24 protein-coding genes are annotated in these 23,910 nt (G+C 74.0%); 13 read left to right on the forward strand and 11 right to left on the reverse strand.

Translation table 11 applies throughout. The annotated features are described in order from the left end of the window. Nucleotides 1–6 precede the first annotated feature (6 nt). The 3 genes from AB0E88_RS25855 to AB0E88_RS25865 all read left to right on the forward strand — a co-directional run bounded on the left by AB0E88_RS25855 (nucleotide 7) and on the right by AB0E88_RS25865 (nucleotide 2,989). Entirely contained in the window at nucleotides 7–843 is an 837-nt protein-coding gene (locus tag AB0E88_RS25855) for an EamA family transporter (protein ID WP_361634858.1), read from the forward strand. A gap of 68 nt (nucleotides 844–911) precedes the next feature. Next, nucleotides 912–1,619, forward strand: coding sequence for a phenylalanine--tRNA ligase beta subunit-related protein (locus AB0E88_RS25860; RefSeq protein ID WP_361634861.1), 708 nt, complete (start codon nucleotides 912–914; stop codon nucleotides 1,617–1,619). A 146-nt stretch (nucleotides 1,620–1,765) separates the two neighbouring features. Beyond that, the gene (locus AB0E88_RS25865; protein ID WP_361634937.1) at nucleotides 1,766–2,989 is read left to right on the forward strand and encodes a serine/threonine-protein kinase; all 1,224 of its coding nucleotides are present in this window, start codon (nucleotides 1,766–1,768) and stop codon (nucleotides 2,987–2,989) included. 54 nt (nucleotides 2,990–3,043) lie between these two features. Here the strand turns inward: AB0E88_RS25865 and AB0E88_RS25870 are convergent, their stop codons facing one another. Beyond that, a complete protein-coding gene (locus AB0E88_RS25870; protein ID WP_361634940.1) occupies nucleotides 3,044–5,299 on the reverse strand; it encodes a peptidoglycan recognition protein in 2,256 nt (751 codons plus the stop codon). 296 nt (nucleotides 5,300–5,595) lie between these two features. Here AB0E88_RS25870 and AB0E88_RS25875 point away from each other — a divergent pair, with 296 nt between their 5' ends. From AB0E88_RS25875 to AB0E88_RS25885, 3 genes are read left to right on the forward strand one after another with little or no spacing between them, the layout of a single operon-like run. Next, nucleotides 5,596–5,997, forward strand: a complete 402-nt coding sequence (locus AB0E88_RS25875; protein WP_361634864.1) for a sortase-dependent protein — start codon at nucleotides 5,596–5,598, stop codon at nucleotides 5,995–5,997. Further along, the gene (locus AB0E88_RS25880; RefSeq protein WP_361634866.1) at nucleotides 5,994–6,569 is read left to right on the forward strand and encodes a class F sortase; all 576 of its coding nucleotides are present in this window, start codon (nucleotides 5,994–5,996) and stop codon (nucleotides 6,567–6,569) included. Before AB0E88_RS25875 ends, AB0E88_RS25880 begins: the two co-directional genes overlap by 4 nt. Continuing rightward, nucleotides 6,559–7,038 carry an RNA polymerase sigma factor gene (locus AB0E88_RS25885; protein WP_361634869.1) on the forward strand — a complete coding sequence of 160 codons (480 nt, stop codon included), beginning with the start codon at nucleotides 6,559–6,561 and terminating at the stop codon, nucleotides 7,036–7,038. Before AB0E88_RS25880 ends, AB0E88_RS25885 begins: the two co-directional genes overlap by 11 nt. Before the next feature lie 787 nt (nucleotides 7,039–7,825). On the opposite strand, the gene AB0E88_RS25890 is transcribed toward AB0E88_RS25885, so the two are convergent. Further along, on the reverse strand, nucleotides 7,826–9,550 hold the full coding sequence (locus AB0E88_RS25890; RefSeq protein ID WP_361634872.1) for an FAD-dependent monooxygenase: 1,725 nt from the start codon (nucleotides 9,548–9,550) through the stop codon (nucleotides 7,826–7,828). A gap of 218 nt (nucleotides 9,551–9,768) precedes the next feature. Between AB0E88_RS25890 and AB0E88_RS25895 the strand changes: the two genes are divergently transcribed. From AB0E88_RS25895 to AB0E88_RS25925, 7 genes are all read left to right on the forward strand, one after another. Beyond that, nucleotides 9,769–10,902, forward strand: coding sequence for a SchA/CurD-like domain-containing protein (locus AB0E88_RS25895; RefSeq protein WP_361634875.1), 1,134 nt, complete (start codon nucleotides 9,769–9,771; stop codon nucleotides 10,900–10,902). A 92-nt stretch (nucleotides 10,903–10,994) separates the two neighbouring features. Further along, nucleotides 10,995–11,402 (forward strand): cupin domain-containing protein, encoded by a 408-nt coding sequence (locus tag AB0E88_RS25900; protein ID WP_361634879.1) that lies wholly within the window; start codon nucleotides 10,995–10,997, stop codon nucleotides 11,400–11,402. After that, nucleotides 11,399–12,667, forward strand: a complete 1,269-nt coding sequence (locus AB0E88_RS25905) for a beta-ketoacyl-[acyl-carrier-protein] synthase family protein (RefSeq protein WP_361634882.1) — start codon at nucleotides 11,399–11,401, stop codon at nucleotides 12,665–12,667. Before AB0E88_RS25900 ends, AB0E88_RS25905 begins: the two co-directional genes overlap by 4 nt. Continuing rightward, entirely contained in the window at nucleotides 12,664–13,896 is a 1,233-nt protein-coding gene (locus AB0E88_RS25910; RefSeq protein ID WP_361634885.1) for a ketosynthase chain-length factor, read from the forward strand. Before AB0E88_RS25905 ends, AB0E88_RS25910 begins: the two co-directional genes overlap by 4 nt. Before the next feature lie 34 nt (nucleotides 13,897–13,930). Beyond that, nucleotides 13,931–14,209, forward strand: coding sequence for an acyl carrier protein (locus AB0E88_RS25915; RefSeq protein WP_361634887.1), 279 nt, complete (start codon nucleotides 13,931–13,933; stop codon nucleotides 14,207–14,209). A gap of 1 nt (nucleotide 14,210) precedes the next feature. After that, entirely contained in the window at nucleotides 14,211–14,696 is a 486-nt protein-coding gene (locus tag AB0E88_RS25920) for an SRPBCC family protein (protein WP_361634890.1), read from the forward strand. 14 nt (nucleotides 14,697–14,710) lie between these two features. Next, nucleotides 14,711–15,043, forward strand: coding sequence for a TcmI family type II polyketide cyclase (locus AB0E88_RS25925; RefSeq protein WP_361634893.1), 333 nt, complete (start codon nucleotides 14,711–14,713; stop codon nucleotides 15,041–15,043). Nucleotides 15,044–15,118: 75 nt separating this feature from the next. Here AB0E88_RS25925 and AB0E88_RS25930 read toward each other — a convergent pair whose 3' ends face one another. The 9 genes from AB0E88_RS25930 to AB0E88_RS25970 form a co-directional block, all read right to left on the reverse strand. After that, on the reverse strand, nucleotides 15,119–15,913 hold the full coding sequence (locus AB0E88_RS25930; RefSeq protein ID WP_361634896.1) for a class I SAM-dependent methyltransferase: 795 nt from the start codon (nucleotides 15,911–15,913) through the stop codon (nucleotides 15,119–15,121). 78 nt (nucleotides 15,914–15,991) lie between these two features. After that, nucleotides 15,992–16,945 (reverse strand): transporter, encoded by a 954-nt coding sequence (locus AB0E88_RS25935; RefSeq protein WP_361634942.1) that lies wholly within the window; start codon nucleotides 16,943–16,945, stop codon nucleotides 15,992–15,994. Continuing rightward, nucleotides 16,945–17,835 (reverse strand): ABC transporter ATP-binding protein, encoded by an 891-nt coding sequence (locus AB0E88_RS25940; protein ID WP_361634898.1) that lies wholly within the window; start codon nucleotides 17,833–17,835, stop codon nucleotides 16,945–16,947. The genes AB0E88_RS25935 and AB0E88_RS25940 overlap by 1 nt, the downstream gene beginning before the upstream one ends. Continuing rightward, nucleotides 17,832–18,242, reverse strand: a complete 411-nt coding sequence (locus AB0E88_RS25945) for a GntR family transcriptional regulator (RefSeq protein ID WP_361634901.1) — start codon at nucleotides 18,240–18,242, stop codon at nucleotides 17,832–17,834. The genes AB0E88_RS25940 and AB0E88_RS25945 overlap by 4 nt, the downstream gene beginning before the upstream one ends. 65 nt (nucleotides 18,243–18,307) lie before the next feature. After that, nucleotides 18,308–19,198 (reverse strand): RNA polymerase sigma-70 factor, encoded by an 891-nt coding sequence (locus tag AB0E88_RS25950; protein ID WP_361634903.1) that lies wholly within the window; start codon nucleotides 19,196–19,198, stop codon nucleotides 18,308–18,310. A 14-nt stretch (nucleotides 19,199–19,212) separates the two neighbouring features. After that, on the reverse strand, nucleotides 19,213–19,401 hold the full coding sequence (locus AB0E88_RS25955) for a hypothetical protein (protein ID WP_361634905.1): 189 nt from the start codon (nucleotides 19,399–19,401) through the stop codon (nucleotides 19,213–19,215). Between the two features lie 336 nt (nucleotides 19,402–19,737). After that, on the reverse strand, nucleotides 19,738–22,050 hold the full coding sequence (locus AB0E88_RS25960) for a LuxR C-terminal-related transcriptional regulator (protein WP_361634908.1): 2,313 nt from the start codon (nucleotides 22,048–22,050) through the stop codon (nucleotides 19,738–19,740). Nucleotides 22,051–22,231: 181 nt separating this feature from the next. Continuing rightward, nucleotides 22,232–22,894, reverse strand: coding sequence for a DUF6445 family protein (locus AB0E88_RS25965; protein WP_361634911.1), 663 nt, complete (start codon nucleotides 22,892–22,894; stop codon nucleotides 22,232–22,234). Nucleotides 22,895–23,009: 115 nt separating this feature from the next. After that, nucleotides 23,010–23,729, reverse strand: a complete 720-nt coding sequence (locus tag AB0E88_RS25970) for a carboxypeptidase regulatory-like domain-containing protein (protein ID WP_361634914.1) — start codon at nucleotides 23,727–23,729, stop codon at nucleotides 23,010–23,012. Nucleotides 23,730–23,910: the final 181 nt, after the last annotated feature.

Consider the following 23,910-nt stretch of genomic DNA (forward strand, 5'->3'; position numbering starts at 1 on the left):
TGTACCGTGCTCGCTCTGCTGCTGGCCCTGGGCAGCTCACTCGCCTACGGCTGCGCCGACTTCCTCGGCGGCCTCGGCGCCCGCAAGGCCCATGTGCTGCGGACGGTCCTGGTCGCCGCCCCGGCCAGCCTCGCGGTCGAACTGCTGCTGTGGCCCGTGCTCGGCGCCACCTTCTCCGCCGCGGCCCTCGGCTGGGGCGCCGCCTCCGGAGTCGCCTCCGCCGCCGCGTTCGCGTTGCTGTACCGCACCCTGGCGATCGGCCCGATGAACGTGCTGTCTCCGGTGACCGCCCTGGTCTCCGCCGCGCTGCCGGTCGCCGTCGGACTGGCCCAGGGCGAGCACCTCGGCGCCGCCGGTCTCATCGGCCTGCCGCTCGCCCTGGTGGCGGTCGTCCTGGTCAGCGCCGGGCACGGCGCGGGCGCGGCCCGCCCCTCCCGTACGGCGCTGACCCTGGCCTTCGGCGCGGGCGCCGCCATCGCCCTGCAACTAGTCTTCCTGCACCAGGCTCCGTCCGGCAGCGGCGTCGCCCCGCTGATCGTCGGCCGGGCCGTCTCCTCGGCCGTCACCCTGGCCGCGGCCGCCCTGCTGCGCCGCCGTCTCGGCCCCGAGCGGCCCGCGTACGCGCTGTCGGCCACCGCGGGCGTCCTGGACTCCGTCGCCAACCTGCTGTTCCTGCTCGCCGCCCGCAGCGGGGACCTCACCGTCGTCGCCGTGATCACCGCGCTCTACCCGGCCGGCACGGTCCTGCTCGCCCGTGGTGTGCTCGCCGAACGCGTCCACCGCGGCCAGCTCGTCGGCCTCGGCACCGCCGCCGTCGCCGTAGGCCTGCTCGCCCTGACCTGACCGACGCGGCGCACGGACACGGGCCCCGCCCGGCCACCTCCCCCGCCCAGGACACCGAAAGAACCGCCATGCCCTCCTTCCGCATCGCCCCCGCCGTCGCCGACGCCTTCCCCGGCACCCTGATCGCCCTGGTCACCGCCACCGGCCTGCGCGGCCACGAGCCCTGGCCGCACACCGTCACCGCGCTCGGCGAGCTGGAGCAGCAGCTCGCCGACGGCACCTGGCGCCCCGCCGACGAGAACGACCCCCGCATCGAGGCCTGGCACAGCGCCTACCGCTCCTTCGGCACCAACCCGCGCCGCGTCCGCCCCAGCGTCGACGCTCTCGGCCGCCGCCTCGCCAAGAAGGGCACCCTGCCCCGTATCAACCCGGCCGTCGACTCCTACAACGCCGTCTCCGTACGCCACGGTCTGCCGGCCGGAGCCTTCGACCTGGAGCAGGTCAGCGGTGACGTCACCATCCGCCCCGCGGACGGCACCGAGACCTTCACCCCGCTCGGCGAACCCGGCACCACCGAGCAGCCCGCCCCCGGCGAGATCGTCTACGCCGACACGGCCGGCGTCCTGACCCGCCACTGGAACCACCGTGACGCCCACCGCACCCGGGTCACCGAGGACTCCACCCACGTCGCCTTCCTGCTGGAGACCGTCCAGGCCGGCCGCGACGGCGACCTGCTCAAGGTCGCGGCCGACGAACTCCTCGGCCTGCTCGCCCCGCACGCCGCACGGACCACCGTGACCTACCTCGACCCCGCCACGCCCGAGGCCACCACCTGAATCCCACGGGGCAGTTGGGACCGCACGGCCGGTACGCCAGTACGCTGTGCTCGCTGCGGCCTCCCCCCACCGTCACCGCCGGCTCCGGCGGTGCGCACGGTCTGCGGCGGTCACGTCGAATCGTGCGAGACGAGGATGAGTCACAGGTGCTGATAGCGGGCCGGTACCGGCTGCTCGAACCCATCGGGCGGGGCGCGATGGGAGAGGTCTGGCGTGGGCACGACGAGATGCTCAGCAGACCCGTCGCGGTCAAGCTCCTGCTGGAACAGGCGAGTTCGGACGCCACGGCCGCCGCCCGGTTCCGGCTGGAGGCGCAGACCGCGGGAGCGCTGAACCATCCGCACGTGGTCGGCGTACTGGACTTCGGGCAGCACGACGAGCGTCTGTACCTCGTCATGGAACTGGTGGAGGGCCACAGCCTCGCCCGCCTCACCCGGCAGCCCGCCGAGCGGGTCGCCCACATCGCCGCACAGGCCGCCGCCGGTCTCGCCGCCGCCCATCAGCAGGGCATCGTGCACCGCGACATCAAGCCCGCCAACCTGCTCCTCGACCCCCACGGCACCCTCAAGATCGGCGACTTCGGCATCGCCCGCTTCCTCGACGACCCCGGCGCGGCCCTCACCGCGACCGGGCAGATCGTCGGCACCGGCCTCTACCTCGCGCCGGAACGCGCCCTCGGCCGGCCCGCCGGTCCCCCGTCCGACGTGTACGCGCTGGGCTGCGTGCTGTACCAACTCCTCACCGGGCAGCCGCCGTTCCAGGCCGACACCGCCCTCGGCGTGCTGCATCAGCACCTCGACGCCGCCCCGGTCCCGCCCCGCGACCTCGGGGTCCGCCTGCCCCCCGCCTTCGAGGATTTCCTGCTCGACCTGCTGGCCAAGGAGCCCGAGGACCGGCCCAGCGCCCAGGCGATCGCCGACTGGTTCGCCGGCGGTGCCTGGCACGGCCGCGCCGAGCCGCTGCCGCCCAGCAGAGAGCCCGCGGCCCCCGTACCGCCGCCCCCGGCGCCCGCCGCCGTGGCCACCTACCGCCTCCCGGCGCGCGAACAGCGCCGCCTCCCGGCGCGCGAGCAGCGCCGCCGCCCGGCCCGGACGCGCGCGCTCGGCGGCCCCGGGAAGAAGGTGGCCGCCATGCTCGCCGGCGTCCTGCTCTTCGTCGGCGCGCTGCTGGCCGGCATGACCTGGTTCGCACCCGACCGCAGCTCCGCCGAGACCCCGCAGACCTCGCAGACCCCGGCGACCGGCACACCGGCCCCGGGCGGCGCCCGGTCGCCCGCCCCGGAGGCCACCCGGCCGGCGGCCGTCACCGTCACGACCGATGGGCCGCACGGCAAGCACCACAAGAAGAAGCACCCCGAGGACGACGGCTGAGACGACGAAGGAGGGCCCGGGACGGGGCCCTCCTCGCCTGTTTTCAGTACGGCGTCACTTCACGTGGACGAGTCCGTCCGTGGTGATGGTCGGCCGGCCGCTCGTGCCCACGACCACGATCTTGACGGTGTGCTTGGCGCTCGCGGACCACGTCTTCGTCCAGATCGCCTGCCGGTACAGCGTCGTGGCGGACTTCAGGTCCACGGTCGCCGCCTTGACGCCGTCCACGTACACGTACGCCTGCCCCGAGGTGGCGGCCCGGGAGACCACCCAGGCGGCGGACCGCCCGGTGAAGGTCCAGGTCAGGCTCGCTCCGGTGGAAGAGCTGGAGTACGACGCACCGCCGAGGTAACTGCTGCCGGACCGGGTGGACCAGCTGCCGGACCTCACGGCCGAGCTCTCCTGGAGGATCACCGGGGTGAAGGCGGCCGACGCGGTACGGGTGTTGCCGGCCCAGTCGGCGGCCCGCATCGACCAGGTGGCGGCGGTGCCGGACGCGGCGGTGCGGGCGGCGCTGTAGGTGGTCGGGCCGTACATCGCCGTACCGGGCGAGAGCAGGCTCACCGAGCGCAGGGCGGCGTTGTCGCCGGCCTTCCAGCCGAGGGTGACCGGGACGGCCGTGGTGTTCACGGTGCCGGTGCGCAGGGACAGCGCCGGGTTGGCGGTGAAGGCGGGGGCGGTGGTCTCGGCGACGACGTTCACCGACGCGGTCGTGGCGGTCCTGCCGGACTGGTGCACGGCCCGCACGGCGACGGTGTGGCTGCCGAGGGCGAGCGTGGCACTCGCCGAGGAGGCGGTGCCGGCGACCGTCGTCACGGCCTTGCCGTCGACGAGCAGCTCGAAGCTCTTGACCAGCGAACGGGGCGTGGTCGCCGACCAGTTCACGGTGACGGCGCCCTTGGTGTAGTACGTCGAGCCGGACAGGCTCGCCCCGCCGGCCACCGAGGTGACCTTCAGCCCCTGCACGGGACCGGCCGCCCACGCCCGGACGGTCGGCAGCTGCGCGTACAGCGCACTGCCCGGGCACTGGGTGTTGTAGCCGTCGCGGTGCCCGGAGATGCGCTGGAAGGTGTACTTCGTCCCGGCCGTGTAGGCGGTGCCGAAGTAATTGGTCTGCGTGGCGCCCGAGGTCAGCTGCACCGTGCCGGCCGGGTCGGCGCCGTACTGGCCGAGCTTCCAGGCCGCGACGCGGGCGACGGCCTCCAGCGCGGCGTTGCTCGCGGCGGTGGTGGTGTACTCGCCGAGCACGGCGATGCCCGCGGACTCCCGGTTCCAGCCGTAGGTGTGCGCGCCGAGCACCGGCAGGCCGACGCCGCCCTTGCGGCCCTCGAAGACGGTGCCGCACTTGTCGACGAGGAAGTTGTAGCCGAGGTCGTTCCAGCCGTTGACCTGCGTGTGGTACGCGTAGATGCCGCGCACGATCGACGCCGAGTCGGTGCAGGCGTAGGCGTTGTCGCCGTCGGTGTGGTGCACGAAGACGGCCTTGACGTCGGCGTTGTACTCCGACGGATCGGGGCTCAGCGACTCGTCGGCGCCCCACGCGGCCCGCGAGGTGATCGGCGGCTGCGGCACGGTGGACGGCGGCGCGGTGGGCGGCGGCGGGGTGGTGACGGTCGGCGAGGGGGACGCCGTGGCCGTGGGCGAGGAGGACACGGAGTCCGTCGGCGACGCGGAATCCGTGGGCGGGGCGGAATCCGTGGGCGGGGCGGAGTCGGTGGGCGACGGCGGGTCCGTCACCGCGGCGGAGTCGCTCGGGGAGGCGGAGGCACCGGGCGTCTCGTCGGCCACGAACGCGGCGGGCTCGGCGCCGCTCACCCGCCTCTCCGCGTCGGTGACCACGCCCGGGTCGACCAGGTTGACCTGAAGCCCCTTGGGCAGCGCGCGGGTGGTGCCGTTCTTGCGCAGCACACGGGCCTCGACGCCGTCGGAGGGACCGACCCACCGCGGCTCGGACGCGCCGCGCTCACCCTGGTCGGGGTGCTCCAGCGGGTCGGCGTCCACGTCGAGGGTCTGCCAGTCGCTCCACTCACCGGTGACGCTGCTGTGGGTGCGCACCTGCGCGGTGCCGTGCAGCCGCACGGCCGGGCCGCTCCAGGAGACGCCGACGAGCGAGAACACGTGCGTGTCGGTGCGCGGCAGCTCCCGCTTGTCGCTCGCGGCACCGCCCAGCGCCAGGTCGTAGACCCGCACCGGCCGCTTCGCCCGCATCCCGGGTCCGGCGTCGTGCGAGGGGCTCGCGACGGCGTACGTCACGACGCCTCCGCCTCCCAGCACCACGGCACCGAGCGTCAGCCACGCCCGTCGTTTCAGGCTCAGCGGTCTGTACGCATGCGAAGCACGCGTCGTACGACGACTCACGACGTATCCCACCCCGAAGAAGGCCGCGAAGCGGCGGCAGAGGAAGCGAAGTCACAGAAGGCGCACCGGTCACTCGGGTGCACCGTTCACTACAGCGCGGGGGACCGCGCCGGCATCACAGGAGACCGCGCCGCGGTGACGCAGATCACGCCACCTTCCCCTTTGCCATCTCTTTACAACCCACCCCGGGGCCCGGTCGTCTCTCCGCACGACCGAACACCACCACCCGCCCCGAGGGAGACCCACCCATGCGCCGAAGCGGCCTCACGATCCTGGCTCTCGCCTGCACGGCCGTCCTGGCGGCCACCGCCCCCGCGTCCGCCACCGCCGCCGCGACCCCCAGCCCGGCCCCCTCGACAGCGCCCTCCGCGTCCCCGACCGTCCCGGACGCCGCGCCCTCCGCCTCCCCGACCGTCCCCGGCACCGAGCCCACGGCGGCGCCGAGCGTCCCCGGCACCGCGCCCACGGCGACCCCGTCGGCCGCCCCGGCTCCGGGCCAGGTCTCGGTCGTCCCCAGCGGCGCCCCGAACACCGGGGCCGTGGCCCCCAGCGAGTCCCACGCCGGCCTGATCGGCGGGGGAGCCGCCGCGCTGCTCGTGGCGGGCGGCGCGGGCTTCGCCGTACGGCGTCGACGGGCGACCGGAGCGTGAGCCCGCTGACCCGGCGGACCTTCGCCGGAGCGGCGGCGGCCACGCTCCTCACCGCCTGCGCCGCCCCGAAACCCCACCCGGCGACCCCCGAGGACACCTCCACGCCGCCCCCCGGCACACCGGTCCCCGTCCGCCTCCTCGTCCCGGCCATCGACGTGGACACCCCCGTCATCGAGCTGGGCCTGGCGGACGACGGCACGGTGGAGGTGCCGCCGGTCACCGCCCACGACCGGGCGGGCTGGTACCGGCACTCACCGGTACCCGGCCGCACCGGCCCGGCGGTCCTGCTCGGCCATGTCACCGTCGGCCGCTACGGCGACGGAGTCTTCCGCCACCTGTCCCGGCTGCGCCGGGGCGACCGCGTCACCGCCCGCCTGACGGACGGCACCCGCCCGGCGTTCACGGTGACCGCCGTACGGACCGTCAGCAAGTCGCGCTTCCCCACCGCCGACGTGTACGGCGACGTGGGCCGCCCCGTGCTGCGCCTGATCACCTGCGGGGGCCGGCGCACGGACGACGGCTACCCGGACAACGTCATCGTCTTCGCGGAGTCGGCGCACGGTGGGTCGTGACCAGGCGGCGGCCGAACTGTTCGCCGTCCTCTACCCGCGCCTCGCCGGCTGGTGCCGCCGTCTCGTCGACGACGACGAGACGGCCCACGAGATCGCGTCGGAGGCGTTCACCCGGCTGTGGGCCCGCTGGACGAAGGTGGAGGAGCCGCGCGGGTTCCTCTACGTCACGGCGGCCAACCTCGTCCGCGACCACTGGCGCAAACAGGAACGCGAACGCAGGGCGGTACGCCGGGCGGGCGCGGAGGTGCCGGCGCACACCGAACAGGCGGACCCCTCCATCCGCCTCCTGGTGCAGTCCCTCCCCAGGCGGCTGCGCGTCCCGATCCTCCTGCACTACTACGCCGACATGCCGATCCGGGAGGTGTCGGTGCTGACCGGACGCAAGGAAGGAACCATCAAGGCCGACCTGCACGCGGCCCGCGAACTGCTCCGCGTCCACCTGAGGAGAAGCCTTGACCACTCGCTTTGACGACGGCGGCCCCGGCGACGACGACCCCCTCGCGGTACTCCTGCGTCCCCCCTCCGGGCACCTGCCCCCACCCCCCGGCCACTACCGCCGGCTCCGCCGCGCGGCAAGCACACGCCGGCTGCTCCGCACGGCGGCGACGACGGCGGTGTGCTGCGCGGCGGCGACCCTGATCGCGCTCCCCCTGCACCGGGGCACCCCCCAGCCCCCGGCACGGCCTGCGGCCCCGCCCCCGATGAGCACCCCGTCCTTGCCCACCCCGGCGCCTTCCACCCGGGCCCCGTCGGCCTCCCCGTCCCCGTCGACCCCGCCCTCAGCAACACCGACGTCGGCCCCCACGCCGTAACGCCTGCGGCAGCACCCGCCCCGGAGGGACCACCGTCGGGTGCGGGCACGCCGTGGCCGGTCGCGCAGTTCCCCGCGCCCCTAGGTGACTACGGTTGCCGTCCGCCGTGGAGGGCCGCCCACCCCCACGCTGCACCCGCACCGACCCGGAAGGGGCGACGGGCCGCGGGCGCGTACGGCGGGAAGGGGCCGGGGTGGGGGGTGTCCGCCCGCAGCGGCCGGCACCGAGACACTGAGCGCTCGTCGGAAACGGCCGGCCGGACCGAGGACGGACACCCCCCACCCCGGCCCCGACTCACCACGCACCGCAGGCGAGACACCAGCCCACCACGCACCGCAACGGGCCGCCGCAGGCACCAAAGGGGCGCGGGGAACTGCGCGACCAGCCACAACGCACCGGAAGACGACAACGCACCCCGCGCCGCAGGCCCCCGCACACAAGGGATCACGTCCGCAACGACAACACCCTCCCCAGCACCCCCCTCAACTCCCGCTCCGCGTCCTGCACCGCATGCGCCGTGCGCCAGGCCACGAACCCGTCCGGCCGCACCAGCACCGCACCCCCCGCGGCGACCCCGTGCAGGTCCGACCACGACACGGACTCCTCGGGCACGAGATCCCCGCCCGCGCCCACCCGATGCGGCCGCAACGGCAGCCGCAACTCGTCGGCCAGCCGCAGCGCCGCGTCGTACCAGGCCCGCCCCGCCGCGGCGTCGCACAGCAGGACCAGCGACGTCTCGTACAGATCCAGCGTCGACACACGGGCGGAGCCGTCCCCCCGCCGCACCCACAGATGCGGCGCCCGGCTGCCCGGCGCCCCCGACAGTTCGAGCCGTTCGGGCACCACGGCCCCGCCCGGATCGGCCCCGACGACCGCACCGCCCGGATACCGGTAGCCCAGCGCCACATCAAGGATCCCCCCGGGCCTCCGTCCGCCGCCCCCGCCGCCCCCGCCGCCCCCGCCGCCCCCGCCGGCCCCGCCGGCCCCGCCGGCCCCGCCGGCCCCGCCGGCCCCGGGCCCCGGCGCGAACCCGGGATGCGCGTGCTCCACCGACCGCACCGCCGCCCGCGCGCTCGTCGCCTCCGCCACCGGCCGCCGTTCCGCGTCGTAGCTGTCGAGCAGCCCGTCCCCGGCCCACCCCCCGAGCACGGCGGCGAGCTTCCACGCGAGGTTGTGCGCGTCCTGGATCCCGGTGTTGGAGCCGAACGCCCCGGTCGGTGACATCTCGTGCGCGGAGTCCCCGGCGAGGAAGACCCGCCCGGACCGGTAGGCCGTCGCGACCCGCTGGGCCGCGTGCCAGGGCGCCCGCCCGGTGATCTCCACGTCGAGGTCGTCGACCCCCACCGCGCGCCGGATGTGCGCGATGCACCGCTCGTCGGTGAACTCCTCGACGGTCTCCCCGCGTTCGGGGTGCCAGGGCGCGTGGAACACCCAGTTCTCCCGGTTGTCCACGGGCAGCAGCGCCCCGTCCGCCTCGGGGGACGTCAGGTAGCACACGATGAACCGCCGGTCCCCGACCACCTCCGCCAGCCCGCGCGAGCGGAACGTGACGCTGATGTTGTGGAACAGGTCGCCCGGCCCGCTCTGCCCGATGCCGAGCTGCTCCCGCACGGGGCTGCGCGGCCCGTCGGCGGCGACGAGGTAGTCGGCCCGGATCCGCAGGTGCTCCCCGGTCTCACGGCTCTTCGCGACGGCCGTCACGCCGTCGCCGTCCACCTCGAAGGACATCAGCTCGGTGGAGAACCGCAGGTCGCCACCGAGCGCCACGGCGTGGTCCAGCAGCACCGGCTCCAGGTCGTTCTGACTGCACAGGCACCAGGCGGTGGGGCTGAAGCGGGCCAGCCCGCCGCCCGGGTCGATCTCCTTGAACAGCCACTCCCCGGCGTCCCCGACGAGCGTCGGCGTCTGCAGGATGCCGTGGTTGTCGGCGAGGGTGGCCGCGGCCCGGTGGATGTCCCCCTCGACGCCCGCGGTCCGGAACAGTTCCATCGTCCGGACGTTGTTGCCGCGCCCACGCGGGTGAATGGACGTACCCGCGTGCCGCTCCACGAGCGTGTGCCGTACCCCCAGACGGCCCAGGAACACGGATGTCGACAGCCCCACCAGGGACCCTCCGACGATCAGGACAGGAACCCGGTGCACGGCCTCCTGACCGGCCTGTTGCTTCATCGCTTCGCCTCCAGCGCGTCGATCCCACGGGTTCACATCCATGCCCCGCGCCGCCCTCGGCGGCTCACGCTTCACCCGCTCACCCCGCCCGGATCGCGCGCTCGTGCAGCTCGGCTCAGGATCGTCCCTACGTGGCCGCGGAGGCCGCCCCGGGCGACCCCCACCCACCACCCACCGCGGAAAACGAAAACTCCCCACCCGAAGAAGAGGTGTGCAGGATGACGGTCTCCCCCGCCGTGTCGACGGTCCCGGACCGCGTCGCCACGGACGCGTTCGACGGGTCCCGGGTGCGGGTCGTGCTCATGGTGGACATCCACGACGGAACCCAGAAGGAGTTCCTGACCGCCTACGAGCGCATGTGCGCGCAGGTGGCCTCCGTACCGGGACACATCAGCGACCAGCTGTGCCAGTCCCTGGAGAACCCCACCCAGTGGCTCATCACCAGCGAGTGGGAGAGCGCCGAGCCCTTCCTCGCCTGGGTCAACAGCGACCAGCACCTGGACATGGTCGAGCCGATGAGCGGCTGCGTCCGCGACACCCGCTCGCTGCGCTACACCGTGCTGCGCGAGACGTTCGGCAGCGCCGACGCCCTTCCCACGGGCGGTCTGCAGCCGGCCCCGCGCACCGGCGGCAACGTCGTCCGGCACGCCCTGACCTTCACGGTCACCCCGGGCAGCGAGGCCGTGGTCGCCGAGCTGCTGTCCCACTACGCCTCGCCGCAGCCCCGGGTGGACGACACCACCCGCCTGCTGCGCACCTCCCTGTTCATGCACGGCAACCGGGTGGTGCGCGCGGTCGAGGTGCGCGGCGACCTCCAGGCCGCACTGCGGCACGTCTCGCGCCAGCCGGAGGTGCGGGCCGTGGAGGAGGCCATCAACCCCTACCTGGAGCAGGACCGCGATCTGAAGGACCCCAAGTCGGCTCGGGCCTTCTTCACCCGGGCCGCGCTGCCCGCCGTGCACCACGTGGACGCCGTCACCCCGGGCGCCGACGTGGAGCGGGTGGCCCTGCTCTACTACGCCCGTCCGGGCGCCGGCCCGGCGCTGGCAAGGCTGCTCGCCCGGCAGGACGCGGCGGCCGCCGGCGATCCGGAGACCCCGGTGACGTCCTGCACCGTCTTCCACCGCGACGACCTCGTGGTGCGCCTGGTGGACGTGGCGGGCGATCCTCAGGACACCCCCGGACGCGTCCTCGCCCTGGCCGACGCGGAGGCGCGCGCCGCGGCCGCGCCGCTGCTGGACGGCGACGCCCTCGGCCTCGACGTCCCGCTCACGGACGAGCGGGCGCTGCCCCGCCTCCTGACCCGGGCCCGGATGCGCCCGCTCACCGACCGCACGGCGGCGGCCTCCTGACCCGTACGGCGGCGGCCTTGCGACCCGTGTGTCCTCGCCGCCGGTCCTTCCCGACTCACCCCGAACCCTCTTCCCTCCCGGAGTGAAACGTCATGACGCAACAGCAGGCACGCATCGTCGACCTCGGTTCGATCGCCCCCAACCGCCGGCGCGGCGGTGACGTCCGCGCGCTTCTGACGCCGACGACCGCGGGCTCGACCAGCGGCTTCATGGGCGTGGCCATCGTGCAGCCCGGGGAGCGCATCGCCGAGCACTACCACCCGTACTCCGAGGAGTTCGTCTTCGTCACGCAGGGCGTGTTCGAGGTGGACCTGGACGGCGAGCCGCAGCATCTGCGTACCGAGCAGGGGCTGCTGATCCCACCGCACGTGCGGCACCGGTTCCGCAACGTCGGGGACACCGAGGCGCGGATCGTCTTCCACCTCGGCCCGCTCGCGCCGCGCCCGGACATGGGGCACGTGGACACCGAGGAGGGCGAACCCGCCGAGGTGATGTCATGAGCAGGCGGGTCGCGGTCACCGGCATAGGCGTCGTCGCACCCGGCGGCATCGGCGTCCCCGCGTTCTGGGACCTGCTCTCGCAGGGGCGTACGGCCACCCGCAGGATCTCCCTGTTCGACCCGGAGGGCCTGCGCTCGCAGATGGCCGCCGAGTGCGACTTCGACCCCGCGGCGCACGGGCTGGATCTCGCGACCGTCCAGCGCTGCGACCGCTACATACAGTTCGCCCTGGTCGCGGCCGCCGAGGCGGTCCGGGACGCGGGCCTGGACACGGCCCGCGAGGACCCGTGGCGTATGGGCGCCTTCCTCGGCACCGCGGTCGGCGGCACCACCCGGCTGGAGCACGACTACGTGCTGGTCAGCGAGCGCGGCGCCCGCTGGGACGTGGACCACACGAAGGCCGGCCCGGACCTGCACCGCGCGTACTCGCCGAGCACGCTCGCCGCGGCCGTGGCCGAGGAGTTCGGGGTGCGCGGCGTCGTGCAGACCGTCTCCACGGGCTGCACCTCGGGGCTCGACGCGGTCGGCTACGCCGCGCAGGCGGTCGCCGAGGGCCGCGCGGACGTGGTGATCGCGGGCGCCTCGGACTCGCCGATATCCCCGATCACCATGGCGTGCTTCGACGCGATCAAGGCGACCTCGCCGAGCAACGACGACCCCGAGCACGCCTCCCGCCCCTTCGACGCCCGCCGCAACGGGTTCGTGATGGGCGAGGGCGGCGCGGTCCTGGTGCTGGAGGACCTGGAGCACGCCCGGGCGCGCGGCGCGGAGATCTACTGCGAGCTGGCCGGCTACGCCACGTACGGCAACGCCTACCACATGACCGGTCTGACCAAGGAGGGCCTGGAGATGGCGCGGGCCATCGACGACGCCCTCGGCCAGGCCCGGCTGGACGCGACGGCGGTCGGCTATGTCAACGCGCACGGCTCGGGCACGCAGCAGAACGACCGGCACGAGACCGCCGCGGTCAAACGCGCCCTGGGCGCGCACGCCTTCGACACCCCGATGAGCTCCATCAAGTCGATGGTGGGTCACTCGCTCGGCGCGATCGGCTCCATCGAGCTGGTGGCGTGCGTACTGGCGATGGCCCATCAGGTGGTGCCGCCGACCGCGAACTACGAGGTGCCGGACCCCGAGTGCGACCTCGACTACGTGCCGCGCACCGCGCGGGAGCGGGAGCTGTCCACGGTGCTGTCGGTGGGCAGCGGGTTCGGCGGGTTCCAGTCGGCGGTCGTACTGACAGGACCGGTAAGGAGGCTGCGATGAGCGGACCGGATACCCGGCGGGCCGTCGTCACCGGGCTGGGAGTGGTGGCGCCGCAGGGCGTCGGCGCGGAGACGTACTGGAAGGCGGTGGCCGACGGCCGCGGCTTCCTCGGCCCGATCACCCGGGAGGGCTGCACGCACCTGCCGCTGAAGGTGGGCGGCGAGGTGCGGGAGTTCGACGCGGCGGCGCTGATCGAGGCGACGTATCTGGTCCAGACGGACCGGTTCACGCACCACGCCATGGCCGCGGCCCAGCTGGCGCTGGACGACGCCCGGCTGGCGCCGGCCGATCTCGACTCGCCGTACGCGGTGGGTGTGGTGACGGCCGCGGGCTCGGGCGGCGGCGAGTTCGGCCAGCGGGAGCTGCAGAAGCTGTGGGGTGACGGCCCCAAGCACGTCGGGCCGTACCAGTCGATCGCCTGGTTCTACGCCGCCAGCACCGGCCAGACCTCCATCCGCGGCGGGTTCAAGGGCCCGTGCGGGGTGGTGTGCGCGGACGAGCCGGGCGGCCTGGACGCGCTGGCGCACGCGGCCCGCGCGATCGGCCGGGGCACCGACGCGGTGGTGGTCGGCGCCACGGAGGCACCGCTCGCGCCGTACTCGATGGTGTGCCAGCTCGGCTATCCCGAGCTGAGCACCAGTGACGACCCCGAGCGCGCGTACCGGCCCTTCACCTCGGGCGCGTGCGGTTTCGTGCCCGGTGAGGGCGGCGCGATGTTCGTCCTGGAGGACGAGCGGGCGGCGCGCGAGCGGGGTGCGGAGGCGCGGGCGACGGTGGCCGGTCACGCGGCGACCTTCACCGGGGCCTCCCGCTGGGCCGACTCCCGCGAGGGGCTGGCCCGTGCGATCACCGCCGCGCTGGAGCAGGCGGGGTGCCGTCCACAGGATGTGGACGTCGTCTTCGCCGACGCGCTGGGGGTGCCGGAGGCGGACGAGGCGGAGGTCCTCGCCCTCGCCGACGCGCTCGGGCCGCACGCCCGGAAGGTGCCGGTGACCGCGCCGAAGACCGGCGGGGGCCGGGCGCACTGCGCGGCGGCGGTGCTGGACGTGGCGACGGCGGTGCTCGCGATGGAGCACGGCCTGATCCCGCCCACGCCGAACGTCTTCGACCCCTGCCACGAGCTGGACCTGGTGACCGGCCGGGCCCGGACCGCCGAGGTCCGTACGGCCCTGGTCGTCAGCCGGGGCCTGATGGGCAACAACGCGGCGCTCGTCCTGCGAACGCCGTGACCATCCACGCGAGTCACGAGAGAGGGAACAGCACATGACCGACCAACTGGACCACCGGCTGACCGCCCGTGTCACCTACGCCGACCTGGCCGAGCTGATGAAGCGCACGGCCGGTGTCAGCGTCGAGCCGCAGGAGCTGGAGCGGCAGTCCGCCTCGGGCTTCGACAGCTTCGGGCTGGACTCGCTGGGCCTGCTCGGCATCGTCGCCGAGCTGGAGAAGCGGCACGGCGCGGGCCTGCCGGAGAACGCGGAGAAGTGCAAGACGCCGGCCGAGTTCCTCGCGCTGGTCAACGACGCCCTGAGCGGAGCCTGACATGACCGACGGCCACACCGAGAACGAGATCACCATCGCCGCCCCGTTCGACCTGGTCTGGGACATGACCAACGACCTGGACAACTGGCCGGACCTGTTCAGCGAGTACGCCTCGGTGGACATCCTGGACCGCAAGGGCGACACGGTCACCTTCCGGCTCACCATGCACCCCGACGAGCAGGGCAAGGTGTGGAGCTGGGTGTCGGAGCGCACGGCCGACCGGGCGAGCCGCACGGTGCGCGCGCACCGCGTGGAGACCGGGCCCTTCCAGTACATGAACATCCGCTGGGAGTACCGCGAGACGCCCGAGGGTGTGCGGATGCGCTGGATCCAGGACTTCGCGATGAAGCCGGAGGCGCCGGTCGACGACGCCGGCATGACCCAGATGATCAACCGCAACTCCAAGACGCAGATGGCGCTGATCCGGGACCGCATCGAGCAGGCGGCCGGCGACGAGCGCCGTGAGCCGGCGCTGGCCACGGACTGAAGGGGCGCTCCGCGATGCACCACACCCTGATCGTCGCCCGGATGAAACCGGGTTCGGAGAACGACATCGCGCAGGTCTTCGCCGACTCCGACCGGGGCGAGCTGCCGCACCTGGTGGGCGTCACCCGGCGCAGCCTGTTCCAGTTCAACGACATCTACCTCCACCTCATCGAGGCGGAGCAGGACCCGTCCCCGGCGATCGCGCGCCTGGTCGAGCACCCGGAGTTCCGTGACGTCAGCGAACGTCTGACGCCGTTCGTCTCCGCGTACGACCCGGCGACCTGGCGCAGTCCCAAGGACGCGATGGCCCGCCGCTTCTACCACTGGGACGCAGCCACGGTCCGCTGACCCCGCTGCCCCCCGCCCGGGCCCGGCCGGTCTCGGCCGGGCCCGCGGGCTGCCCCACCGGGCACCGGCCCCCGGTCACCGTGGCGCGCGGCTCACCCGGATCTTCGACTGCCCGTGGGGGCGGGTTTCCCAGTCCTCCATGAAGCGGGCGTGCAGGCCGTGGCGGTGGGCGAGGGCGAGGAGGGTTTCCGTGCGGTAGTAGAAGTCCTCGCGCAGCACCTGGTGTTCGGTCCCCTCCGTGCGGTCGAAGGTGAAGTCGAAGAAGCCCGTCGGCTTCAGCACCCGGCCGACGTGGGACAGGCATTCCTCGATGACGTCGAGCGGCGAGTGCGAGAAGACGCTGTGCGCGTGGACGACGTCGAAGTGGTCGTCGGGCAGGAAGTCCAGCGTGAGGTCGCCGGTGATGGTCAGGTGCGGCACCTTGTCCTGCAGCCCCCGCTCGACGAGGGTCTGCTTGGCGGCGACCAGGATGTCGGGCGAGATGTCGATGCCGTAGTAGTGGCCGGCGTCGAGGTGCTGGATGAACCGCCAGCCGCCGCGAAGGTTGCCGCAGCCTATGTCGAGCATGCGCTGCCCGGGCCGCAGCCCGTGCTCGAGGAGGTAGTCGAACTGCATCCGCCCCAGCGCCAGCCACCGCTCGTGCGTCTGCGAACCGACCGCCGCCTCGGGACTGCGCCGTGTGTCGGAGGCCATCACCGCCCGGTAGTAGCCCACGTGGTCCGGGTGCCTGAGCCGCAGCCAGGCGTCCCGCCCGGCCCGTTTCAGATACGGCGCGACCCGCTCGGGGTGGCGCAGCGCGTACCCCATCTTGTGGGTCAGCGCGGCGCGGTTGCTGCGCAGTTTCCCCGGCGACTTGGCGTCTGCGGGCATGGCGGATCGACCTCCGTACGGGACAGCGACGAGAGAGGAGAGGAGTCGGCTCAGAGGAGTCGGCTCAGAGGAGTCGGTTCAGACGCGGCGGCGCAGCAGCAGCACCGTGGCGAGGGTGAGCGCGAGGGCGAGTCCGCCGAAGAGCGCGGTGTCGGTCCACTGGAACACCCAGTAGTCACCGGCCGGGTTGGCCTCGTAGAAGCGGGCGACGAAGTGGTGCTGCGCCATGCACTGCCGCAGCTCGGCGCCGGAGGGGAAGGGGCAGGCGACGACGTCGGCGCGGTGTCCGTCGGCGGTGATCAGGCCGTAGTGCCCGGTGGACCACTTGTCGCCCATCTCGGGCTTGGGTGCGATGCCGGCGCTGGTGTAGCTGCGCGGGGCGACCAGCACCCGCGCCTTGTGCAGCCACTCCACGGCGAGCGTCACCACGCCCGTGACCAGCAGCGTCCACCCCATCGCCGCGAGCACCCGGCGGCACAGCAGCCCGAGCAGGGTGCCGGTCGCGAGCCCGAACAGCGCGGCGGCGACGACCCGGGGTCCGGAGCCGCTCAGTGCGGACGTCTCGTACCAGAACAGCCCGTAGCTCCTGTCCTCGGCGGGCTGCCGCCACCAGGCGAACAGCCACGCCGTCGCACCGGACAGGGCGATGGCGCTCACCGCGGCGAGCGCGTACCGCGAGGCGAACCACTGTCCGCGGCCGACCCCCTGCGCCAGCACGGTGCGATGCGTGCCCAGTTCGCGGTCGCGCCCGAGCAGCGGGGCGCCCCAGAACACGCCGATCAGCACGGGCAGCGCGATGTTCAGCGCGCCCAGGTAGCGCAGCGGGTCGATGTCGAGGAAGAGGATCCGGCCGTCCGGGCCGGTGCAGTACAGCGGCCCGGGCTCGCACCGGTCGAACAGCCCGCTGCCCAGGTCGTCGAGCATCCCGGAGCGGGAGTACATCGCGAGGGCCGTGGCCGCGAGGAGGACGGCGACCCCCACCGCGACCGCCGTGCGCTGCTGACGCCAGGCCAGCCAGAAGGAGCCCTTCATCACGCCGCCGCCTCCGTCCCGGCCGCGTCGCCGGCCTGCAGATATCCGAGCAGGACGTCCTCCAGGCCGGCCCGCTCCACATGCCAGTCGCCCGTCAGCGGCCCACGCCGCCGGACCAGGGCGTTCATCTGCCGCCCGGCGGTGGTGCGGTGCACCACGGTGTGACCGGCCAGCGCGCCCGCCCGGTCGGCGTGCCCGGTGACCAGTGCGTGCGCCTCCCGCAGCGCGTCCGCGTCCTCGCTCAGCTCGACCCGGCCGTCGCGCAGCACGACGACCCAGTCGCAGGTCTGCTCCAGTTCGGGCAGCACGTGTGAGGACAGCAGGATGCTCGTGCCGCGCTCGGCGGCCTCGGTCATCAGCACGGCCATGATCTCGCCGCGCACCACGGGGTCGAGGTCCGCCATCGGTTCGTCCAGCAGCAGCAGCCGGGGCCGCTTGCCGAGCGCCAGGGCGAGCGCGACCCGGGTGCGCTGCCCCGGGGACAGCTCGCCGACCCGCGCGGTGAGCGCGATCCCGCCGGCGGCCACGACGGCCTCGGCTGCCTCGCGGTCCCAGGTGGCGTTCAGTTTGCCGCCCATCAGCAGCGTGTCGGCGACCGTGAAGCGCGGATACAGCGGCTTGTCCTGGGTCAGCAGGGCGACCTCGGTGCGCGCCTCGGGCGTACCGGGAACGGCGCCCAGAACCCGTATCTCCCCGGTACGGGGGCGCAGCAGGCCCCCGGCCAGGTGCAGCAGGGTGCTCTTGCCGGCGCCGTTGCGCCCGACAAGGGCGGTGATGCGGCCCTCGGGCACGGTGAACTCGCAGTCCTTCAGGGCCCAGCCGCCCCGCGCCCGGTACCGGAATCCGAGTCCCGTGGCGCGCAGGGCGGCCGGGGCGTCAGGCCCGGTCATGCGTCCTCCTGGTGGTGCTGTCGCTCGTGATGGTCCAGGGCGGCCGTGACCAGGGCGAGGATGTCCGCCCGCTGCAGCCCGGCCGCCCGCGCGCGGGCCGTCCAGCCGGCCAGTTCCGCGCGCAGCGTGTCGTCCTCGGCGGCGGGCTGCGCCAGCGACCGGGTCACGAACGTGCCCAGCCCGCGGCGCAGTTCGACGAGTCCCGCCTGCTCCATGTCCCGGTACGCCCGCAGCACGGTGTTCGGGTTGATGGCACAGGCCGCGACGACCTCCTTGGCCGTCGGCAGCCGGTCCCCGACCTTCAACGTGCCCATGCGCAGGGCGCGTTCGGTCTGCTGGACGATCTGCACATAGGCGGGAACGCCGCTGCTCCGGTCGATCCGGTACTCGACCACGTCACCTTCCATGGTTCCATTAATGAATTAGCACAACCATGGAAGAGAGCGGCGCGGATGTCAAACGAACCGGCTCCTCAGCCCCGCACCCCGGACAGCTTGTCCGGGTTCACCTGCAACCGCAGAGTGCGGATACGGCCGTCCACCACGTCGTACGTCATCGCGCCCATCGGTGTGCCGCCCAGCATCATCAGCAGGCCCAGCTCGCCGTTGATCCCGGCACGCTCCAGGACCACGCCCCGGGTCTGCGGCTTGGCGAGGACGCCCAGGATCCAGCGGCCCACGTGGTCCGGGCCGTACAGCGGGCGCCGCGCCGCGGTGACCCTGCCGCCGCCGTCGGACCAGCAGGTCACGTCCGGGGCGAGGAGCTCCATCACCGCCGTCAGATCACCGCCCGCGCACGCCTCGATGAAGCGGCTGGTGACCTCCGCTCGGTGGCCGGCGTCGGTGTCGTGGCGGGGGCGGCGGGCGCGGACGTGCTCCCGGGCGCGGTGGGCGATCTGCCGGACCGCCGGCTCGGGGCGGTCGAGGGCCTCGGCGATCTCGGCGTGGCCGAAGCCGAAGACCTCGCGCAGCACGAACACGGCCCGCTCGACCGGGTTCAGGGTCTCCAGGACCACCAGCATGGCCGTCGACACGCTGTCCGCCATCTCCGTCTCCTCAGCCGCGTCGGGTGAGGTCAGCAGCGGCTCCGGCAGCCACGGGCCCACGTACGTCTCGCGCTGCGCCCGGGCCGAGGTGAGCCGGTTCAGAGCGAGGTTGGTGACCGTGCGGACCAGGTACGCCCGCGGGTCGCGCACAGCGGAGCGGTCCGCCCGGTGCCAGCTCAGCCAGGCGTCCTGGAGCACGTCCTCGGCGTCCGCGACGCTGCCGAGCATCCGGTAGGCGGTGGCGAACAGCAGCCTGCGGTGCTCGAGGTAGGGATCCGGCCGGTCCGGCTCTGCCTGCCCGGTCGTCGGTTCCGTCATCGTGTCCGCCTCCCTCACCGCGCCGCCCGCCCGGCCCGGGACAGGGCCACGTTCACATCGCCCCGCTTGACCAGCCGGTACGCCGGCAGCCGCGCGGAGCCGACCGTCTCCTTGTACAGCACGGCGGCCCGGCCCCCGAGGCACGCGCGCCGGGGCGTGTCGTCGGGGCGGGTGAACTCCGCGTGCTGATCCTGATGCGTCATGGTCCCTCCCGGGTCCGGGCCACCCGAGCGGTGACGCCCAGGGGACAACGGACGGGGAACAGACGTGACAGGTACCGGAAGCGACGCACGTCACACACGGCGGGGCTGCCCCGCCGACCAGGGGCAGCCCCGCCGCAACCGCCGGGGGGAGGTACCGCGCCGGACGCCTGCCATGACAGCCGTGGGAGATCCGACCACTGTCGGCACCCGGGCGCTCCGTCCCCGCGGCGGCTGCCTCCCAGGCTGCCGTCCCCGGCCGGCACCGCGCACCACGACCGGGGAAGATCCGTATACCTACTCCCGCCGGGCCCCGCCCGGCGCGCCCCCGCCCCGTACCTAGGTGACCGGCCCGGTCACCTCCGTGATCTCCGTGCGCGAGGTGATGCGCAGCTTGGCGAGGATGTGCTCGACATGGGCGTCCACCGTGCGCTTGGAGATGACCAGCCGCTCGGCGATCTCCCGGTTGGACAGCCCCCGCGCGGCCAGCGCCGCGACCTCCCGCTCGCGCCGGGTGAGAACGCCCGCGGCGCGCCCCTCCACCGGCTCCCGGGGCCGCGGCGGCCGCCGCGCGCCGTCCCCGGGCTCCGGCTCGTCGGCACCCGCGCGGACCGCCTCCAGCACCTGCCGCCCCGACATCCGCGCCCCCGCGTCCCGCAGCCGGCCGAACTCCTCCGCACCCAGAGCCGCCCGCACCGCCCGCTGCACCGCCTCCTGCTCCTGCAGCAGCCGCGGCAGCATCGCCACCGGGTCACCGCCCAGACGACGGGCGTGCTCGGCGTACCCGAGCAGCCGGCACGCGCGCGCGTGCCGCCCGCGCCGCGCCTCATACCAGGCGAGCCCCAGACACGCCAGGGCCGCCACCAGCACCTCCCCCATCTCCGCGGCCGCCTGAAGGGACCGCTCGAAGCACACCGCGCTGTCCTCGTGGTCCCCGGCGAGCGACAGGATCAGCCCCTGCACCGCCAGCGTCGAGGCGTAGATCTGCCGCTCCCCGGTGCCCTCCAGATACGCCAGCCCCGTCGCGCACAGCTCCAGCGCCCCCATCGTGTCGCCGAGCACGGCCCGCAGCAGCGCGCCCTCGTAGTGCACGACCCCGATGCCCAGCGCGTCACCGGCGGCGACGATCCGCTGCCGGGCCCGCTCCAGGTCCGCCAGCCCCTCCTCGACCTTGCCGCCGAGCGCGGTCATCGCGCCCAGATACGCCTCCGCGAACAGCTCCACCCGGCGCTCCCCCACCCGCCGCGCCACCGCGTGGGCCTCGGGGAACCGCTCCAGCGCGGTCTCCAGGTCGGCCGTCCACACCCCGAACACCCCGGTCATCAACAGCCCCCAGGCCCGCTCGGGGCAGTCGCGCGGGGTCAGCTCCAGCGCCTTGTCGATCCAGTACCGCCCCTCCGACAGGGTGCCCGCGGCCCGCCAGTACGGCCCGAGCCGGGACGCCAGCCACAGCGCCCGCGAGGCCCGCGCGGGGCTCGCGCAGCCGTACTCCAGGGCGGCCCGCACATCGGCGGCGTCCCGCCGTACCGCGCGGTGCAGGGCGACCTGGGACGGCCCGACGAACTCGTCCCAGAACCGGCCCGCGAGCCGTTCGTGGCGCGCGAAGTGCCGCTCGGCGACAACCTCGTGGCCGTCGGTCAGGGACAGCCGTCCCCGCCCGTACTCCCGGATCGTGTCCAGCAGCCGGTAGCGCGCCGCGCCGCCGTCCTCGTCGACGCGCTGCACGACCGACTTGTCGACCAGGGCCACCAGGGTCTCGACGACCCGTTCGGCGGGCAGACCGCCCCCGGCGCAGACCTCCTCGGCCGCCGCCAGGTCGAAGGGGCCCGCGAAGACGGACAGCCGCGCCCACAGCAGCCGTTCGGGCGCGGTGCACAGCTCGTGCGACCAGTCGATGGCGGTGCGCAGGGTCTGGTGCCGGGTGAGCGCGGTGCGCCGGCCGCCGGTGAGGATCTCGAAACGGCGGTCGAGCCGGGCGACCAGCTCCGCGAGCGGCAGGGCGCGCAGCCTGACCGCCGCCAGCTCCAGGGCGAGCGGAATGCCGTCGAGCCGGTCGACCAGGGCGAGGGTGCGCTCCCGGTCCGCGTCGGTCACGCCCTGTCCCGCGGTGACGGCGGCGGCCCGCTGCAGGAACAGCTCCACCGCGTCCTCGCGGGGCAGCGGAGCCAGGGTCAGACAGTGCTCGCCGGGCACGTCCAGCGGCTGACGGCTGGTGGCGAGGACGCTCAGCCCGGGCGCCTCGCGCAGCAGGATGTCGCAGAGCGCGGCACAGGCGTCGAGCAGATGCTCACAGGTGTCCAGGACGACCAGCATCCGCCGGCCGCGCAGATGCTCCACGACCGCGTCCAGCGCGCTCATGCCGGACTGCTCGGGCAGCTCCAGCACCCCGGCGAGCGTCGCGGGCACCAACTCCGCGTCGTGCAGCGCCGACAGCTCCACCAGCCGGACCCCGTCCGCGTACCGCGCGGCCGCCTCCCGGGCCGCCCGCAGCGCCGTACGGCTCTTGCCGACACCGGCGGGCCCGACCAGCGTGACGAGCCGAGCCTGCGCCAACGCCTCTTCCAGCGCGGCCAGTTCCGCCGCGCGTCCCACGAAACCGGTGACCTCGGCGGGCAGTTGTCCGCCGCGCCGCTGTCCGAATCCGAATCCCATACGACCCCCGTGCGGTCCTGCTGCCGGAACTCGTCACAGCGTAGGGATGGGGATGCGCAGCGTCGCTGCCATACGTCCGCACACCGCCCGGTCGGAGGACGCACGACACCTAGGTGTCACCCGTAGCGGTGCTGTCGCTCGTACAGCCGTCCGAGGGGTGATGTGGCGACCGATGTGGACGTCACGCCATCCAGAAGAACACCGCCGTCATGCGCTTCTCCTCCAGCGCGATGCCGTGGTAACCGGTCGCGCTGTGCACGAGGTTGGCGTGGTAGAGCAGCAGCCGGTTGTACCGGTGCGGCACGGTCACGTCCTCCTCGAAGGCGTCCGGCGCGACGAACCGTGTCCCGAGGGCCTGGACGAGATTGGTGTGCGGCGCCTGCACGACGTTCCCGCCGAGCCGCCCGCCCGGCAGGGACTGCCGGTAGAAGGCGGTCCCGCACCCCTTGGGCACGGTGGGATTGAGGTACAGCACGGCGGCGTACCGGCACAGCGCCCGGGAGTCGGTGTGCGGCCGGGGCTCGCTCTCGCCCTCCCCGACGACCTGCACACAGTTGTGGTTGAGGGTGCCGCCGCCCGGCGCCTGCTGCACCCACAGCTCCTTCGCCCCGGTCGCCTTGCGCACGAGCCTCTCGACGACCGCCAGCTCACCCGGTTCCAGGCCGGGCATGGTGCGCAGCCCGGGCCAGCTCTCGGAGGTGTACGGATAGCCCTTGACCCAGTCGTCCCTGCCCAGCACCCGCTCGCGCACCGCGTCGGGATCGGGCAGGACGTCGTCGAAGACCCAGTAGTCGCGGCCCTTGGTGGGCTTGCGATACGGCAGGACGGGCAGCGGCACGGACATGCGGCCGAATGTAGGGGCGGCCCGGCTATGGACTCTCCCGGGGAAGGGTCAACACTCCTGGACGAAAGGTCAACGTTTCCCCAACACGCCCGTCCTGTCGTGCCGTTACGGCCCCTTACGTCACCGTGATCCGGATCTGCTCGCTCGCCGCGCTGACCCCGTTGAAGGTGGCGGTCGCCTGGAGCCGTCCGGCGCCGGACGGCAGATCGGTCCCGGGGACGCACCACCAGGTGCCGTCGGCGGCGGCGGTCGTCGAGCACACCTCGTTCTCGTCCTGGTCCCGGACGCTGACCTGGGCGCCCGGGTAGGCGGTCCCGGCGGTCCGCGGCCGCGAGCCGAGCGGGACACCGGCCAGCGGCTGCGACAGCGTCGGCTCGGGCAGCCCCACCGTGACCGAGCACGCCCCCTCGTCCCGGCGGCCGCCGCCCGCGTCGGTGACGACCATCGCGCACGCGCTGAGCCGGGTCCCCGGCACGGCGTCGGCGGGAACGGAGAGCACGAACGGGAACGTCCGTCCGGACCACGGACCGGCCGCCGTGGTGCCGGTGAACGTGTAACTGCCGGTACCGCCGTCGGAGGCGACGGCCCCCCGGTACCCGCCGTCGGCCAGCGGCGTACCGGTCACCGCGGCGGGCTCCGAGACGGTCAGCGTCAGCCGGGACCCGGCGCCCAGAGCGGGACCGCCGTACCCGGCGACCTCCAGCAGCCCCTGCCGGCCGGGAACGATGGTCACCGAGCCCCACAGCTCGCGCTCCCGGGCCCCGGCGGGGGACTGGACGAGGACGGTCAGAACGAGAGCTGCACAGCAGCCCAGCGAAGCGAGGGGGCGTCTCATGGTGGCGCGATCTCCCTGAACGAACGGGTGTCGACCCCCCACGCCGAGTGTCCCGGCCGGACACGACGCACGCCGCGCGTTGTACCCCCGTCCGGGTGACGGGCCCGCAACGGCCACCGCAGCCCACTCGGGGGCGCCGGGAACTGCGCGACCGGCCCCCGCCCACCCGCGGACGACGAAC

The organism is Streptomyces sp. NPDC028635, assembly GCF_040637635.1.
Lineage (GTDB): Bacteria > Actinomycetota > Actinomycetes > Streptomycetales > Streptomycetaceae > Streptomyces.

Bases quoted from the DNA above. Each gene is read 5' to 3' on its own strand.
- AB0E88_RS25860 (WP_361634861.1), top strand. From the start codon at position 912: ATGCCCTCCTTCCGCATCGCCCCCGCCGTCGCCGACGCCTTCCCCGGC.
- AB0E88_RS25875 (WP_361634864.1), top strand. From the start codon at position 5,596: ATGCGCCGAAGCGGCCTCACGATCCTGGCTCTCGCCTGCACGGCCGTC.
- AB0E88_RS25890 (WP_361634872.1), bottom strand. From the start codon at position 9,550: ATGAAGCAACAGGCCGGTCAGGAGGCCGTGCACCGGGTTCCTGTCCTG.
- AB0E88_RS25895 (WP_361634875.1), top strand. From the start codon at position 9,769: ATGACGGTCTCCCCCGCCGTGTCGACGGTCCCGGACCGCGTCGCCACG.
- AB0E88_RS25900 (WP_361634879.1), top strand. From the start codon at position 10,995: ATGACGCAACAGCAGGCACGCATCGTCGACCTCGGTTCGATCGCCCCC.
- AB0E88_RS25905 (WP_361634882.1), top strand. From the start codon at position 11,399: ATGAGCAGGCGGGTCGCGGTCACCGGCATAGGCGTCGTCGCACCCGGC.
- AB0E88_RS25910 (WP_361634885.1), top strand. From the start codon at position 12,664: ATGAGCGGACCGGATACCCGGCGGGCCGTCGTCACCGGGCTGGGAGTG.
- AB0E88_RS25915 (WP_361634887.1), top strand. From the start codon at position 13,931: ATGACCGACCAACTGGACCACCGGCTGACCGCCCGTGTCACCTACGCC.
- AB0E88_RS25920 (WP_361634890.1), top strand. From the start codon at position 14,211: ATGACCGACGGCCACACCGAGAACGAGATCACCATCGCCGCCCCGTTC.
- AB0E88_RS25925 (WP_361634893.1), top strand. From the start codon at position 14,711: ATGCACCACACCCTGATCGTCGCCCGGATGAAACCGGGTTCGGAGAAC.
- AB0E88_RS25930 (WP_361634896.1), bottom strand. From the start codon at position 15,913: ATGCCCGCAGACGCCAAGTCGCCGGGGAAACTGCGCAGCAACCGCGCC.
- AB0E88_RS25935 (WP_361634942.1), bottom strand. From the start codon at position 16,945: ATGAAGGGCTCCTTCTGGCTGGCCTGGCGTCAGCAGCGCACGGCGGTC.
- AB0E88_RS25940 (WP_361634898.1), bottom strand. From the start codon at position 17,835: ATGACCGGGCCTGACGCCCCGGCCGCCCTGCGCGCCACGGGACTCGGA.
- AB0E88_RS25945 (WP_361634901.1), bottom strand. From the start codon at position 18,242: ATGGAAGGTGACGTGGTCGAGTACCGGATCGACCGGAGCAGCGGCGTT.
- AB0E88_RS25950 (WP_361634903.1), bottom strand. From the start codon at position 19,198: ATGACGGAACCGACGACCGGGCAGGCAGAGCCGGACCGGCCGGATCCC.
- AB0E88_RS25955 (WP_361634905.1), bottom strand. From the start codon at position 19,401: ATGACGCATCAGGATCAGCACGCGGAGTTCACCCGCCCCGACGACACG.
- AB0E88_RS25960 (WP_361634908.1), bottom strand. From the start codon at position 22,050: ATGGGATTCGGATTCGGACAGCGGCGCGGCGGACAACTGCCCGCCGAG.
- AB0E88_RS25965 (WP_361634911.1), bottom strand. From the start codon at position 22,894: ATGTCCGTGCCGCTGCCCGTCCTGCCGTATCGCAAGCCCACCAAGGGC.
- AB0E88_RS25970 (WP_361634914.1), bottom strand. From the start codon at position 23,729: ATGAGACGCCCCCTCGCTTCGCTGGGCTGCTGTGCAGCTCTCGTTCTG.